At 59.8% G+C, this 13522-nt stretch carries 13 protein-coding genes; 5 read left to right on the top strand and 8 right to left on the bottom strand.

Annotation, left to right across the window (positions count from 1 at the left end):
• Positions 1 to 3: 3 nt before the first annotated feature.
• The 3 genes from ASC74_RS02085 to ASC74_RS02075 all read right to left on the bottom strand — a co-directional run bounded on the left by ASC74_RS02085 (position 4) and on the right by ASC74_RS02075 (position 3318).
• On the bottom strand, positions 4 to 933 hold the full coding sequence (locus ASC74_RS02085; RefSeq protein ID WP_056738859.1) for an SdiA-regulated domain-containing protein: 930 nt from the start codon (positions 931 to 933) through the stop codon (positions 4 to 6).
• A 287-nt stretch (positions 934 to 1220) separates the two neighbouring features.
• Positions 1221 to 1886 carry a fumarylacetoacetate hydrolase family protein gene (locus tag ASC74_RS02080; protein WP_056738857.1) on the bottom strand — a complete coding sequence of 222 codons (666 nt, stop codon included), beginning with the start codon at positions 1884 to 1886 and terminating at the stop codon, positions 1221 to 1223.
• Between the two features lie 37 nt (positions 1887 to 1923).
• Positions 1924 to 3318: an FAD-binding oxidoreductase gene (locus ASC74_RS02075; protein WP_056738855.1), complete on the bottom strand. Its 1395-nt coding sequence runs from the start codon at positions 3316 to 3318 to the stop codon at positions 1924 to 1926.
• Positions 3319 to 3522: 204 nt separating this feature from the next.
• Here ASC74_RS02075 and serA point away from each other — a divergent pair, with 204 nt between their 5' ends.
• Positions 3523 to 4752 carry a phosphoglycerate dehydrogenase gene (serA, locus tag ASC74_RS02070; protein WP_056738853.1) on the top strand — a complete coding sequence of 410 codons (1230 nt, stop codon included), beginning with the start codon at positions 3523 to 3525 and terminating at the stop codon, positions 4750 to 4752.
• 74 nt (positions 4753 to 4826) lie between these two features.
• Here serA and ASC74_RS02065 read toward each other — a convergent pair whose 3' ends face one another.
• Positions 4827 to 5252 (bottom strand): DUF4399 domain-containing protein, encoded by a 426-nt coding sequence (locus tag ASC74_RS02065; RefSeq protein WP_056738851.1) that lies wholly within the window; start codon positions 5250 to 5252, stop codon positions 4827 to 4829.
• 135 nt (positions 5253 to 5387) lie between these two features.
• On the opposite strand from ASC74_RS02065, the gene ASC74_RS02060 reads away from it, so the two are divergent.
• The gene (locus tag ASC74_RS02060) at positions 5388 to 5972 is read left to right on the top strand and encodes a transporter substrate-binding domain-containing protein (RefSeq protein ID WP_056738849.1); all 585 of its coding nucleotides are present in this window, start codon (positions 5388 to 5390) and stop codon (positions 5970 to 5972) included.
• Between the two features lie 124 nt (positions 5973 to 6096).
• Here the strand turns inward: ASC74_RS02060 and ASC74_RS02055 are convergent, their stop codons facing one another.
• Positions 6097 to 6582, bottom strand: a complete 486-nt coding sequence (locus ASC74_RS02055; RefSeq protein ID WP_056738847.1) for a DUF523 domain-containing protein — start codon at positions 6580 to 6582, stop codon at positions 6097 to 6099.
• Between the two features lie 2 nt (positions 6583 to 6584).
• The gene (locus ASC74_RS02050) at positions 6585 to 7217 is read right to left on the bottom strand and encodes a 2OG-Fe(II) oxygenase (protein WP_056738845.1); all 633 of its coding nucleotides are present in this window, start codon (positions 7215 to 7217) and stop codon (positions 6585 to 6587) included.
• Between the two features lie 108 nt (positions 7218 to 7325).
• On the opposite strand from ASC74_RS02050, the gene ASC74_RS02045 reads away from it, so the two are divergent.
• Positions 7326 to 8078 carry a DUF2059 domain-containing protein gene (locus tag ASC74_RS02045; RefSeq protein WP_056738844.1) on the top strand — a complete coding sequence of 251 codons (753 nt, stop codon included), beginning with the start codon at positions 7326 to 7328 and terminating at the stop codon, positions 8076 to 8078.
• A gap of 119 nt (positions 8079 to 8197) precedes the next feature.
• Here ASC74_RS02045 and ASC74_RS02040 read toward each other — a convergent pair whose 3' ends face one another.
• The gene (locus ASC74_RS02040) at positions 8198 to 9145 is read right to left on the bottom strand and encodes an alpha/beta hydrolase (RefSeq protein WP_056738842.1); all 948 of its coding nucleotides are present in this window, start codon (positions 9143 to 9145) and stop codon (positions 8198 to 8200) included.
• A gap of 97 nt (positions 9146 to 9242) precedes the next feature.
• Here ASC74_RS02040 and ASC74_RS02035 point away from each other — a divergent pair, with 97 nt between their 5' ends.
• Complete coding sequence (locus ASC74_RS02035) at positions 9243 to 9824, top strand: DUF6436 domain-containing protein (RefSeq protein WP_056738840.1); 582 nt, start codon at positions 9243 to 9245, stop codon at positions 9822 to 9824.
• Between the two features lie 108 nt (positions 9825 to 9932).
• Positions 9933 to 12344 (top strand): penicillin acylase family protein, encoded by a 2412-nt coding sequence (locus tag ASC74_RS02030; RefSeq protein ID WP_056738838.1) that lies wholly within the window; start codon positions 9933 to 9935, stop codon positions 12342 to 12344.
• Between the two features lie 135 nt (positions 12345 to 12479).
• On the opposite strand, the gene ASC74_RS02025 is transcribed toward ASC74_RS02030, so the two are convergent.
• On the bottom strand, positions 12480 to 13445 hold the full coding sequence (locus tag ASC74_RS02025; RefSeq protein ID WP_056739111.1) for a GlxA family transcriptional regulator: 966 nt from the start codon (positions 13443 to 13445) through the stop codon (positions 12480 to 12482).
• Positions 13446 to 13522 lie beyond the last annotated feature (77 nt).

Genomic DNA, 13522 nt, shown 5'->3' with positions numbered 1-13522 from the left:
GCCTTATTTCTGTTTTTCGAAGCGATAAAACAGGTTCGGCTCGCTCACCATGTACAGCGTACCCGCCTCGTCCATCGTCACGCCTTCGGCGCGAGGAATGGTCTTCTTCAAACCATTGAAGCCGCCCAGCAAGGTCATGAAGCTGACCTGCTCGCCCTTCTCGTCCAGCTCCAGCAGCAAGTGGGAATCGGCAGACAGCACCAGGGTATGGCCAGTGCGCGGGTCGATGGCCAGCGCCGAGAGGTTGCGTATGTCCAGTTCATCACTGGTGAGTTTTTGCTTGTCGCCCTTCAGGATCTGGCTGCCATCGCTTTTCCAGCTAAACAGCGCTGGCGGACGCTCTTCACCCAGCAGGATTTGCTGATGGCGCGAATCCCAGACGATGGCTTCGAAGGCCTTGTTCTGGTCTTTCGAAGGGCCGAGGTCGTATTTCGGGAAGTCGGCGATGTTCAGCTCGCGGGTATCGGCATCGACCTTGACGATGGAGAGCATGTGTTCGCGCTCATCGACAATGGCCAGTAGACCGTTGCCCATCACGGTCACCCCTTCCGGGTTGCTCCAGCCCACCAGCGGCATCTTGCGCAGCACGTCGCCCTGCAGGGTCAGCTCGACGAGGAACGGGTTCTTGCCCATCACCGAGAACAGCGTTTTTGACTGAGGATCGTAAGCCAGGTCCGACGCTTCGTCCTTTTCCATGCCCGGCAGCAGCTTGGCGTCGATCACTGCCCGGTAATCCGGTAGCCAGACACTGGCCTGACGCTCGGCGGGGCTTTCGAAACGCTCGCGCAACCAGAGCACGCCACGGTCATCCCAATGCATGGCAAACGCAACGCCGTACGCGATGGCTGCCACCAGCAAAAGCCAGGAATACCAACGCATGACAAAGCGTGAGCGGCGGGCAGTTTTAAGCTTGGGCAGTGGTTGGGTGACCATCGAGGGATGCGTTCCAGAAATTCAGGCTAAGGGTAATAGCACAATTGGGACCGGCTAAGACGCCGCAAGTCCCGGAATTATCCGGACAAGATGTGAAAAAAACGGGAAATGGCGGGAAAGCCCTACTGCGACCAACCACAAAAACCAATGTGGGAGCGGCGGTGCGACGATTCGACTTGCTCGCGAAAGCGGAGTGTCAGGCAACATTAATGTCGACTGATACGCCCTCTTCGCGAGCAAGTCGAATCGTCGCACCGCCGCTCCCACAGGGTTTTGCAGTGTCTGGACTAGCGGACGCTGCTGGTGAAGCTGCTGGCGCCTGGCAATTCAATCACCAGTTCGTCACCGACATTCAGCGGACCAACACCCACCGGCGTCCCCGTCAGGATCACGTCACCGGCCTGCAGCGAGAAGCAGCCGGCCATGTGCTGGATCATCGGCACGATCGGGTTGAGCATCGCGCTGCTGTTGCCGTCCTGGCGCACTTCGCCGTTGATGGTCAGGCGGATGCCGATGTCGGTCAGGTCAGCGAACGTGCTGCCGGACACGAATGGCGCAATCACCGCCGCACCGTCGAAGGACTTGGCGATTTCCCACGGCAGGCCCTTGGCTTTCAGCTCGGCCTGCTTGTCGCGCAGGGTCAGGTCCAGGGCCGGGGCGAAGCCGGAGATGGCGTCGAGCACTTCTTCAACGCTTGGTTTGGTCGACAAAGATTTGCCGATCAACACCGCGATTTCCGCTTCGTAATGCACCGAGCCACGTTCGGTCGGAATGCTGAAACCACCTTCCAGCGGCACTACGCAACTGCCCGGCTTAATGAACAGCAGCGGTTCTGTAGGCACCGGGTTGTCCAGTTCCTTGGCGTGTTCGGCGTAGTTACGGCCGATGCACACCACTTTCCCCAACGGGAAGTGAATACGCGTACCGTCGACATACTGGTGCTGATAGCTCATTGACCGACTCCTGTTTCGTAGCGCTTAAATTCAAAAGTCAAACAGCGAAAATTTTGCCCGGGTTCATGATGCCGTTCGGATCGAACACCGCTTTGACCGCTTTCATGTACTCGATCTCAACCGGCGAGCGGCTGTAGGTCAAGTAGTCACGCTTGGTCATGCCCACGCCATGTTCGGCGGAAATCGAACCGTTGTACTTCTCGACGGTTTCGAACACCCACTTGTTGACGGTCGCGCACTTGGCGAAGAACTCGTCCTTGCTCAGGTTTTCCGGCTTGAGGATGTTCAAGTGCAGGTTGCCGTCGCCGATGTGGCCGAACCAGACGATTTCGAAATCCGGGTAGTGTTCGCCGACGATCGCGTCGATTTCCTTCAGGAATGCCGGGACTTTCGACACAGTGACCGAAATGTCGTTCTTGTACGGCGTCCAGTGGGAAATGGTCTCGGAGATGTATTCGCGCAGCTTCCAGAGGTTCTGCAGCTGGGTTTCGCTCTGACTCATCACGCCGTCCAGCACCCAGCCCTGCTCGACGCAGTGCTCGAAGGTTTCCAGGGCGTGGTTGGCCACTTCTTCGGTGGTCGCTTCGAATTCCAGCAGCGCGTAGAACGGGCAATCTGTTTCGAATGGCGCGGGTACGTCGCCCCGGCCCATGACCTTGGCCAAGGCTTTATCGGAGAAAAATTCGAAGGCGGTCAGGTCGAGTTTGCTCTGGAACGCGTGCAGCACCGGCATGATCGAGTCGAAGTCGGTAGTACCGAGGACCATCGCGGTGAGGCTTTTCGGGGCACGGTCCAGACGCATGGTCGCTTCGACCACGAAGCCAAGGGTGCCTTCAGCGCCAATAAACAGCTGACGCAGGTCGTAACCGGTGGCGTTCTTGATCAGGTCTTTGTTCAATTCCAGCAAATCGCCCTTGCCGGTGACGACTTTCATGCCGGCCACCCAGTTACGGGTCATGCCGTAGCGAATCACCTTGATCCCGCCAGCATTGGTGCCGATATTGCCGCCAATTTGGCTGGAACCTGCCGAAGCAAAGTCCACCGGGTAGTACAGGCCTTTTTCTTCGGCGACGTTCTGCAAGTGTTCAGTCACCACGCCCGGCTGGCAGACCGCGGTGCGGTCGGTCATGTTCACGTCAAGGATCTGGTTCATGTAGTCGAAGGACACAACGACTTCGCCATTGGCAGCCACGGCAGCGGCGGACAGCCCGGTGCGACCGCCGGACGGTACCAGCGCAATGTTGTGCTCATTGGCCCAACGGACAATGGCCTGGACTTGCTCGGTGGTCTTGGGGAACACGATGGCGGTCGGGGCCGGGGCGAAATGCTTGGTCCAATCCTTACCGTAAGCATTCAGGGAGTCGGCATCGGTCAGCACCTTGCCAGGCTCAACCAGGGTCTTCAGCTCTTCAATCAGGGCAGGATTGGTCATCGACAGAACTCTCGAACAATTCATGGTCATCCTGAGAACGCTTCACGTCGCAGGAATGAGTGTTTAGCGGGGTGCATATGCTAGCATACCGACCCCGCAGGATAGTGCCCAACGGCTATTCTGTGGCGACGGCCTTCTTGCCGTCCGGGTCAGCATCTGTTGACCATTTCCTGCCATTTTTCTCCGGGATACAGGTTTACGCAGATGAGCAAGACTTCTCTCGATAAGAGCAAGATCAAGTTCCTTCTTCTCGAAGGCGTCCACCAATCGGCTGTCGACGTCCTCAAGTCGGCGGGCTACACCAGCATCGAGTACCTCACAGGTTCTCTGCCGGAAGCCCAGCTGAAGGAAAAGATCGCTGATGCGCACTTCATCGGCATTCGCTCGCGCACTCAACTGACCGAAGAGATCTTCGATCACGCGAAGAAACTGGTCGCTGTCGGCTGTTTCTGCATCGGCACCAACCAGGTTGACCTTAATGCTGCCCGCGAACGCGGCATCGCAGTGTTCAACGCTCCGTACTCCAACACTCGCTCCGTTGCCGAGCTGGTGCTGGCCGAAGCGATCCTGTTGCTGCGCGGCATCCCTGAGAAGAACGCTTCCTGCCACCGTGGCGGCTGGATCAAGAGCGCGGCCAACTCCTTCGAAATCCGTGGCAAGAAGCTCGGCATCGTCGGTTACGGCTCGATCGGCACTCAACTGTCGGTCCTGGCTGAAGGCCTGGGCATGCAGGTGTACTTCTACGACACCGTGACCAAGCTGCCATTGGGCAACGCGACTCAGGTCGGTAACCTGACCGAGCTGCTGGGCATGTCCGACATCGTCACCCTGCACGTTCCGGAAACCGCTGCGACCCAGTGGATGATCGGCGAGAAAGAAATCCGTGCGATCAAGAAGGGCGGCATCCTGATCAACGCGGCTCGCGGCACGGTAGTTGAACTGCAAGCGCTGGCGGACGCGATCAAGGACAAGCACCTGATCGGCGCGGCCATCGACGTATTCCCGGTAGAGCCTCGCTCCAACGAAGAAGAGTTCGAAAGCCCGCTGCGTGGCCTGGACAACGTGATCCTGACCCCGCACATCGGCGGTTCCACCGCTGAAGCGCAAGCCAACATCGGTCTGGAAGTGGCTGAAAAACTGGTCAAGTACAGCGACAACGGTACCTCGGTATCGTCGGTGAACTTCCCGGAAGTGGCTCTGCCGGCTCACCCTGGCAAGCACCGTCTGCTGCACATCCACGAGAACATTCCGGGTGTGATGAGCGAGATCAACAAGGTCTTCGCCGAAAACGGCATCAACATTTCCGGTCAGTTCCTGCAGACCAACGAGAAAGTCGGCTACGTCGTGATCGACGTCGACGCCGATTACTCGGAAATTGCCCAAGAGAAGCTGCAGCACATCAACGGCACCATTCGTTGCCGCGTGTTGTTCTGATAGCAACTTGAGTGACAAAAAAGGAGCCCTTGGGGGCTCCTTTTTCATGGGCGCGGTTCTTTATTCCGAGCAGGTTACTTAACGTTGACGGTGATTTTCTCCGACACGATCGGCGGATCGAACGGCATGTGGCCGCTATCGCCCAGTTCCAGCTGCAAGGTGTGTTTACCCGGCGTCAGCTTTACTTCAGCCTGGGTCTGCGCCTTGCCGAAATGCAGGTGATTGGCATCGTTGGGGATCGGCGCACCGGCGGCCGGCAGTTGATCGACATCGATCAGCAAGTGGTGATGGCCGGTGTTCTTGGTGACATCGCCCGCTGGCGCCAGCGCAATGTTCTCGACAGCGAACTTGACGACGACGGTTTGCGGAACCGTGGCTCCATCCGCAGGAGAAACGATGGACACTTCTGCACCTTTGGGAGCCGGGGTAGCAGCCGTTGCCAGCATCGAAGCCCCCATCAACAGGCCAGCCAATGCTGCTCGTGACATAAAGGTTTTCATTCTCTTCTCCAGTTTTTCCGTAAAATCCGTGTGGCCATGACAACTTCACGGCCATTCGTTGTCGAAGGTTCTCGACAACCATAGCAAAGCGAGCCTGAACCAGAGCATCGCGATAATGAATTCAAAGGAGTGACCATGCGTTTTTTGCCTGGCCTGATTTGCCTGCTACCCCTTCTGAGCCCTTTGGCTCATGCCGAAATGATTGACGATGTAAACGACCGTGGCGAATTGCGTATTGCCCTTGAGGCTAATACACCGCCCTTCAATTTCAAGGACGATGGCCAACTTTCGGGCTTCGAAGTCGAGTTGGGTCAACTGCTGGCCAACGAGCTGGATGTGCGGGCCGACTTCGTCGTTACCGATTCCGACGACCTGTTGAACGGTGTCGAAAGCGGTAAATACGACATCGCCATCAACCACATAGCAGTGACCCCGGACCTCAAGGATCGTTTCGACTTCAGCGAACCTTACATTCACACCAACGCGCAATTGATCGCGCAGAAGGAAGAGCCACGTTCGATTCTGCTGGTGCAGTCGCTGACTGAAGAAAAGCCAAAAGACCGCTCGCCGGTTAGCCTGGCGATTCCGTTTCAGAAGGGTAACCCGGCGTTTCATGCCAGCCTGGAGAACGCGCTGCAGCGGATCAAGGCGGATGGGCGATTGGAGGCACTGGAACAGAAGTGGTTGGGGGCGGATGCGGGTGTGGCGCCGAAACCATAAGGCACTGGAGATCTAATGTGGGAGCGGGCTTGCTCGCGAATGCGGTGTATCAGTCGATATCTGTATCAACTGACACACCGCATTCGCGAGCAAGCCCGCTCCCACAGGGGTATTGTGTAAGTCGTTACTTCAGGTTGGTCAGGGCCTCTCCTGCTTGCGGCAACTCCAGCTCACTGAAGACTTGCACGCCATGGCGCTTGAGCAACGCCGCCGTCACTCCCTCGCCACTCACCTTCACACCACTGAACGTCCCGTCATACGTCAACAGATTCCCGCAAGACGGGCTGTTGGCCTTGAGCACGGCAATGCGGATGCCGTGCTTTTGCACCAGTTCCAACGCCTGATAAGCCCCCGAGAGAAACTCGGCGCTGACGTCCTCGCCCTCGGTGGTGATCACTGAGGCGTGGCCATCAAGCACTTCACCACCCTGCCCGCCCGGAATCTCTGCCGCTGCCCGTGGCGTCGGCAAGCCACCGGCAACTTCTGGACACAACGGCACCACCCGACCTTCATCAAGCCACTGCTGAAGCTGATCGAACGGCCCACTGGCCCCGCCGTCGTAACGTACGCGGTGACCCAGCAGACAGCGGCTTACCAGAATTTTTTGCATGATCAGAACGGCTCGTTGCCACGCCGCCGGAACCAGCCGGTCAACGACAGGCGATCCCGGGTCGCGGGCAGGACTTCGTGGGGCACTTCACCCGACAGGAACACCACCAGGCATCCGCCGGTGGGCACCACTTCATGTTCGACGCTTTCATCCAGGTACATGCGCAACTGGCCGCCGTGCTCGGGCAGCCAGTCGTCATTGAGATAGACCACCGCCGACACCATGCGTCGGTCGTCGTCGCGGAAACGGTCGACATGCTTGAGGTAGAACGCGCCGGGTGGGTACAGCGCGAAATGGCTTTCGAAATCTTCAAGGCCCAGGAACAAACCGCGATTCATTGTCTCGCGCAGGCTGTCCATCAAATCCAGATAGCTGTCGCACGCCAACGCCTGGCCGGGCTCGATCCACTGGATATGGTCGCCGCGAATCCCCTCGCGAATCTCGGATGTTGCCCCTCGACCCACGGCAGCCGGGGCCAATTCGCCCTCGGCAGCACGTTTACGGCACTCAGCCGCCAGTTCCCGGGTCAGACCCAGAGGAAGGAAAATATTCTGCTGCGACCACCCGTGCTCAGCCAGGTCGTCGACGATACGTAACAGCAGCGGGTGATCAGAGGGTATTCGCATGCCGCGCATAGTATTCCTGTGCCTGAAAATCCGACAGAGCCGCGCAGCGGGTTGATACGAATTCTCGACAAGGACGAATGCCACACGGAGAATAGTCGCCTGCTGACAGGAGTCCCTATGCGCCGTTTGCTTTTTTCACTGTTGATGTTCTGTGTATTGCCCGCGTGGGCAGACGGCCACGACCAGTTGTACAAGGTCGCCGGTTGGCCAGAACAACGCGCGCATTTCAACGACGCTCTTTCGGCCGCTCAGCAGCGGTACCAGAACAGCCTGCCGCCGGCAGTGTTCCAGGCGCTGGTGAATAACAGCAATCAGCGCTTTGCCCCCCAGGCCGTCGACCAGCGCGCCGAAGCGCAATTACGCAAGACCCTCGCCGACCCGAAACCCGCGCTGACGTTCTTTCAGTCACCCTTGGGCAAGAAAATCGTGGCCGCCGAATTGCTCGCGACCCGTCGCGATCAGTTGGCAAAAAACGCCAAGGGTTTGCCCAAGATCCAGGCCAGCGACAGCCGTATGCTGATCATCGGCCATCTGGCCCAAGCCCTACCCGCTCGCGAGGCTGGCGCGGAAGTCAGCCTGGCGATTGCCGGCGTCGCGGCCGACAGCCTCAGTTCGATGATCCCTGGCCTGCTCGGCGGTGGTCAGGCTCAAGGCATGTTGAACGGTCAGCGGCAGCGCTTGATGGACCAGATCGGCAGCGACCTGAACAACACGCTGCTGTATGTCTATCGCGACCTGTCGGATGAAGAATTGGAAGAGTTCGCGACCTTCGCCGAGTCCACCGAGGGCAAGGCTTATTACCAGGCAGCGTTGGCGGCGATTCGCGCGGGGTTGGCGGTGGGGCAGGATACTTCAAGTCTTCGCCAGTGATATTCGGCGCCTGAAAGGGCCCCTTCGCGAGCAAGCCCGCTCCCACAGGTGACCGAGTACGTCTGAGCAACTCGGTCACTGTGGGAGCGGGCTTGCTCGCGAAGGGGCCGCCACAGACGCTAGAGATTCCTGCCCTTGATCAGCTTCGTCAAAAACCCGAAATACTCCCGCCGCAACGCCAGCGTCTCATTCGCCAGGTGATGCCGCGCCTCAGGCAACATCAGCACCTGCGGCCGATCGAACTTGCCCCGCAATACTTCAAGGTTATGCTCCCAATCCACGGTCATGTCCGCCTGCCCCTGCACAATCAGCGGTCGCCGCATGCTGTACGGTGCGGCTTCGATGCGCTTGATCCAGCGCGCCAGCGCACCGACCCAGGCGGTCGGCAAACGGAGCGGCTGCAACGGGTCCGCTTGCAGGAAGGGCAGAAAATCCGGGTCGTTGGAGTTCTCGCTGAAGCGCCGGGCGATGGCTTTGACGAAAGGCTTGAGCAGGTAATAGCTGAGTTGCGACCAACCCCAGGCCCGCGGCCTTACCAACGGCGACAGCAGAATGACCTGGCCCTGGGCCGGACTGCTGGCGCCCTGATTGAGCACATGATCGATCACGATCGCGCCGCCAGTGCTTTGCCCGCACAGGTGCCACGGCTGCGGTAGATCGAGGGATTGTGCTTCGGTGAACAACCCTTGCAGCGTGTCCTGATACTCGGTGAAATCCTTGATGCTGGCCCGTTCGCCACTGGACAACCCGTGTCCCGGCAGGTCGCAGGCAATCACCGCAAAATTCTGATCCAGCGCCCACTCGATTACATGCCGGTAAAGCCCGGTGTGATCGTAAAAACCATGGAACAAAAACAGCGTCGCCTTCGCCCGCTCGGGCCACCAGACCTGGCTGACCACTTCATAACCATCGACCGCGAAACGCCCAAGGCCACTGCGCACGTTACGCCCCGCAAAATCCAGCCCGTAGAAACGCTGGTAAGCCAGCGCTTCTACCGACAGCGGCTGCCAGTCGGCCAGCGGCCGCAGGCTGGCACGCAGATGATCGGAGTCGAAAGTGGCAGACATGAGCAATTCCAGAACGCGAAACGGACTTTATAGGCCTGCGATATTCATCTGTTGGGGCAAGCATGGCAAGCTAGCGCACCTTCGAGGACTGAAATCCATGCGCTCGCCCTACCGCGCCACACTGCTTGCCAGCCTGCTCGCCCTCGTGTGTGCCGGCGCGCTGTGGGTTGCCTACGACTGGTTTCAAGGCCGCTACCTGCGAGCGTTCAGCGAGCACACCGCGGTGTTCTCCGGCGACCCGCTGCGCCTGCCCGACAATCTCGCCGGCCCCGGAGCCATCCGCCTCGTGCACTTCTGGGACCCGGCCTGCCCGTGCAACGTCGGTAACCAACAACACCTGAGCGAACTGGTAGAGCACTATGCACCGCAAGGCGTGGAGTTTTATGCGGTACAAAAGCCGGGCAGCCACGGGCAGTTACCGAGCACCTTAAGCAACCTGAAAAGCATCGCCGTCCTGCCAGGCTCCGAACAGATCCCCGCCAGCCCGGCCGTGGCGATCTGGGATCGCAGCGGCAAACTGGCGTATTTCGGCCCGTACAGCGAAGGCCTGACCTGCAATTCGAACAACAGCTTTATTGAACCGATTCTGCAAGCGTTGAGCGAAGGCCGCGCGGTGAATGCCACGCACACACTGGCCGTGGGTTGTTACTGCCCGTGGCCTGTCGACGCAGTGAAGTAAGGCTGACAGGAGACGCGAATCCCTCCTAAGTGCGATGGCCATGTCGGCAAGCCGTGTTAAACAGTGGCGCCAGGGAACTGCAGCCACTGATAACAACAAGGAATCACCATGAAACGTAGCCTGACCGTTCTCGCCCTGCTGATTGTTGCGCTCGCCGCAGGTGCAGGTTGGTACGTCTACAGCAAGCAGCCGTCACGCCAGGGCATGGTGGAGCTGCAACACCTGCAAGGTTCGGTCACCGTGCGCTACGACGAGCGCGGCATCCCGCACATCCGCGCCGAGAACGAAACCGACCTGTACCGCGCCCTCGGGTACGTGCACGCCCAGGACCGGCTGTTTCAGATGGAAGTCCTGCGTCGCCTCGCCCGCGGCGAGCTGGCCGAGGTACTGGGCCCGAAACTGCTCGACACCGACAAGCTGATGCGCAGCCTGCGCATTCGCGAACGCGCCGACACCTACCTGGCGAACATGGACAAACAGTCGCCGGCCTTTATCGCCATGCAAGCCTATCTGGATGGCATCAACCAGTATCAGGACAGCCACCCAAAACCTGCGGAGTTTGATGTACTGGGCATCCCCAAGCGCCCATTCACCGCTCTGGACACCATCAGCATCACCGGTTACATGGCCTACAGTTTTGCCGCAGCGTTTCGCACCGAACCGTTGCTGACCTACGTGCGCGATCAGTTGGGCGCCAACTACCTGAACGTCTTCGATCTCGACTGGCAGCCCAAGGGCGTGCTGGCGAAAAACCGCAGCGGTGCCTTGCCGCCCCTCGCCAGTACCGACTGGAAAGACCTCAACGCCCTCGCCCGACTCAGCGAACAGGCACTCGCCGACAACGGCTTACCGCAGTTCGAGGGCAGTAACGCCTGGGCCGTCTCCGGCAGTCGGACCAAAAGTGGTAAACCGCTGTTGGCCGGTGACCCGCATATCCGTTTTTCCGCGCCGTCGGTGTGGTATGAAGCGCAGCTCTCGGCGCCGGGTTTTGAGCTCTACGGCCACTATCAGGCATTGATGCCGTTCGCCTCCCTCGGGATGAACCGCGACTTCGGCTGGAGCATCACCATGTTCCAGAACGACGACCTCGATCTGATCGCCGAAAAGGTCAACCCGGACAATCCCAATCAGGTCTGGTATCGCGGCAAGTGGGTGGACATGGTGACCAGCGAACAGCAGATTGCGGTCAAGGGCCAGGCACCGGTGACACTGGTGTTGCGCCAGTCACCCCACGGACCGATCGTCAACGATGCGCTGGGCAGCGGCGTCGGAAAAACGCCGATCGCCATGTGGTGGGGTTTTCTCGAAAGCCAGAATCCGATCCTTGAGGGCTTCTACCAGCTCAACCGCGCCGACACCCTGGCCAAGGCGCGCAGTGCCTCCGCAAAGGTTCAGGCGCCGGGCCTGAACATCGTCTGGGCCAACGCCAAGGGCGACATCGGCTGGTGGGCAGCGGCACAACTGCCAAAACGTCCGGCGGGTGTGCGTCCGGGGTTCATTCTCGATGGCAGCACCGCCGACGCGGACAAGGAAGGTTTCTACCCGTTCAGCGCCAATCCACAGGAAGAGAACCCGGCACGCGGTTACATCGTCTCGGCCAACTTCCAGCCGGTGTCGCCGACCGGCATGGAGATTCCCGGTTACTACAACCTGGCCGATCGTGGTCAGCAACTCAATCGCCAGCTCAGCGACAAAACCATCAAGTGGGATCTGGACGCCAGCCAGAAGCTGCAACTGGGCACCACCACCGCTTACGGCCCGCGGCTGTTGGCGCCGTTGTTGCCGGTATTGCGTGAGGTGGTGAGCGATCCCGCCGAGCTCAAACTGGTTGAGCAATTGGCCCAGTGGAAAGGCGACTACCCGCTCGATTCCACCAGCGCCACGCTGTTCAACCAGTTCCTGTTCAACCTGGCTGACGCGACGATGCACGATGAACTGGGCAATGACTTCTTCGAGACGTTGCTGTCGACCCGGGTGATCGATTCCGCACTGCCTCGCCTGGCCGCGACGGCCGATTCGCCGTGGTGGGACAACCGCAACACCCTCGGCAAGGAAACCCGCGCCGATACGGTCAAGGTTGCGTGGCAGGCGAGCATTGCTCACCTCAAAACCACCCTCGGCGCCGATTTCGCGCAATGGCAGTGGGGCAAGGCGCACACGCTGACGCATGGCCATCCGCTGGGGCAGCAAAAGCCGCTGGACCGGATCTTCAATGTCGGCCCGTTCGCGGCACCTGGCACTCACGAAGTACCAAACAACCTCTCGGCCAAAATCGGCCCGGCGCCGTGGCCAGTAACTTATGGTCCCTCGACCCGCCGCCTGATCGACTTCGCCGACCCGACCCACAGCCTGACCGTCAACCCGGTCGGCCAGAGCGGCGTGCCGTTCGACAGCCACTATGACGACCAGGCTGAGGCGTATATCGAAGGGATCTACTACCAGGCGCATCTCAACGACGAAGAAGTCACGGCCAACACCCGGAGTACGTTGAAGCTGTTGCCGGCGCGTGCGGCTCAATAGATTTCCGTTGGCCGGGCTGACGCCTTCGCGAGCAAGCCCGCTCCCACATTTAACCGTGTCTGCCTGGACAACTCGGTCAACTGTGGGAGCGGGCTTGCTCGCGAAGAGGTCCTGACAGACGACAAAAATGTCAGGTCAAACCATCGCCGCAAAGTTCAGCCTGAACTGCTGCGGCGTCACCCCCAGCCTGCGGTTGAACACACTGCGCATGTGCTGGGCATCGCGAAACCCGCACTGATAGGCCACGGTCTTCAGCGGCGAGTGGGTGCTTTCAAGCAGCACCCGCGCCGCATCCACCCTGGCCCGTTCGACGAACTCCGCCGGGGTGACTTTCGCCTCTTTGGCAAACACCCGTGAAAAGTTGCGGGCGCTCATGTTGGCGGCGTTGGCCAGGTCGGCAATTGCCAGGTCGCCCGTCAGGTTGGCCAACACGTAGAGCTGCACCAACGCCACGGCCGAAGTGGGCTCGGCGTGTGGCGTGAGGAATGGGCTGAACTGAGACTGCCCGCCCGAGCGCTGAGTGAACACCACCAGTCGCTTTGCCACGCTCAATGCGACTTCCGGCCCGTGATCCCTGGCCAACAAGTACAGCGACAGATCAATCCCCGCCGTGACACCCGCCGAGGTGTAGAGCTCGCCGTCCTCCACGTAAAGGCGATCCGCCTCGACCTGAGTCGAGGGGCACAACTGCGCCAGCGCCGCGGCGTCACCCCAGTGGGTGGTGACCGTTCGCCCTTCCAGCAACCCGGCCCTGGCGAGCATGAACGCGCCGTTGCAGATCGAACCAAAGCGTTGCGCCTGCGCGCAGGCATCGCGCAGCCAGGCATCGAATGCCGCACCGAAATCCATGAACGGCAACTGCGGCCCACCGGCCACCAGCAGCAAGTCATAGGCCTCCAGTGCTTCACTGAAATGCCGATGGGCATTGAGTGACAAACCGTTGGAACACGCCATCACCCCGCGCTCGACGCCGATCACCTCCAGTCGATAGTGATCTGCCGGCTCAAGGAAACGATTGGCTTCGCAAAACACATCCATGGGACCGGTGACGTCCAGAGACTGAACGCCTGCGAACACCACGATGGCAACGGTTTTACTCATGGCAAGATTCGCCTTCCAGGTATTGAAATGAAAGTCGGCGTACATCCCGGATTATCTGGTTCAACCCTAGCCAATCC

It is taken from the genome of Pseudomonas sp. Root329, assembly GCF_001424925.1.
GTDB lineage: Bacteria > Pseudomonadota > Gammaproteobacteria > Pseudomonadales > Pseudomonadaceae > Aquipseudomonas > Aquipseudomonas arabinosi.
Note: the sequence above shows the minus strand (reverse complement) of the source record. Positions and strands in the feature narration are given on the sequence as shown.

What these genes read in the sequence shown, in the direction of transcription:
- ASC74_RS02085 (WP_056738859.1), bottom strand. Translation starts at nt 933, where the DNA reads ATGGTCACCCAACCACTGCCCAAGCTTAAAACTGCCCGCCGCTCACGC.
- ASC74_RS02080 (WP_056738857.1), bottom strand. Translation starts at nt 1,886, where the DNA reads ATGAGCTATCAGCACCAGTATGTCGACGGTACGCGTATTCACTTCCCG.
- ASC74_RS02075 (WP_056738855.1), bottom strand. Translation starts at nt 3,318, where the DNA reads ATGACCAATCCTGCCCTGATTGAAGAGCTGAAGACCCTGGTTGAGCCT.
- serA (WP_056738853.1), top strand. Translation starts at nt 3,523, where the DNA reads ATGAGCAAGACTTCTCTCGATAAGAGCAAGATCAAGTTCCTTCTTCTC.
- ASC74_RS02065 (WP_056738851.1), bottom strand. Translation starts at nt 5,252, where the DNA reads ATGAAAACCTTTATGTCACGAGCAGCATTGGCTGGCCTGTTGATGGGG.
- ASC74_RS02060 (WP_056738849.1), top strand. Translation starts at nt 5,388, where the DNA reads ATGCGTTTTTTGCCTGGCCTGATTTGCCTGCTACCCCTTCTGAGCCCT.
- ASC74_RS02055 (WP_056738847.1), bottom strand. Translation starts at nt 6,582, where the DNA reads ATGCAAAAAATTCTGGTAAGCCGCTGTCTGCTGGGTCACCGCGTACGT.
- ASC74_RS02050 (WP_056738845.1), bottom strand. Translation starts at nt 7,217, where the DNA reads ATGCGCGGCATGCGAATACCCTCTGATCACCCGCTGCTGTTACGTATC.
- ASC74_RS02045 (WP_056738844.1), top strand. Translation starts at nt 7,326, where the DNA reads ATGCGCCGTTTGCTTTTTTCACTGTTGATGTTCTGTGTATTGCCCGCG.
- ASC74_RS02040 (WP_056738842.1), bottom strand. Translation starts at nt 9,145, where the DNA reads ATGTCTGCCACTTTCGACTCCGATCATCTGCGTGCCAGCCTGCGGCCG.
- ASC74_RS02035 (WP_056738840.1), top strand. Translation starts at nt 9,243, where the DNA reads ATGCGCTCGCCCTACCGCGCCACACTGCTTGCCAGCCTGCTCGCCCTC.
- ASC74_RS02030 (WP_056738838.1), top strand. Translation starts at nt 9,933, where the DNA reads ATGAAACGTAGCCTGACCGTTCTCGCCCTGCTGATTGTTGCGCTCGCC.
- ASC74_RS02025 (WP_056739111.1), bottom strand. Translation starts at nt 13,445, where the DNA reads ATGAGTAAAACCGTTGCCATCGTGGTGTTCGCAGGCGTTCAGTCTCTG.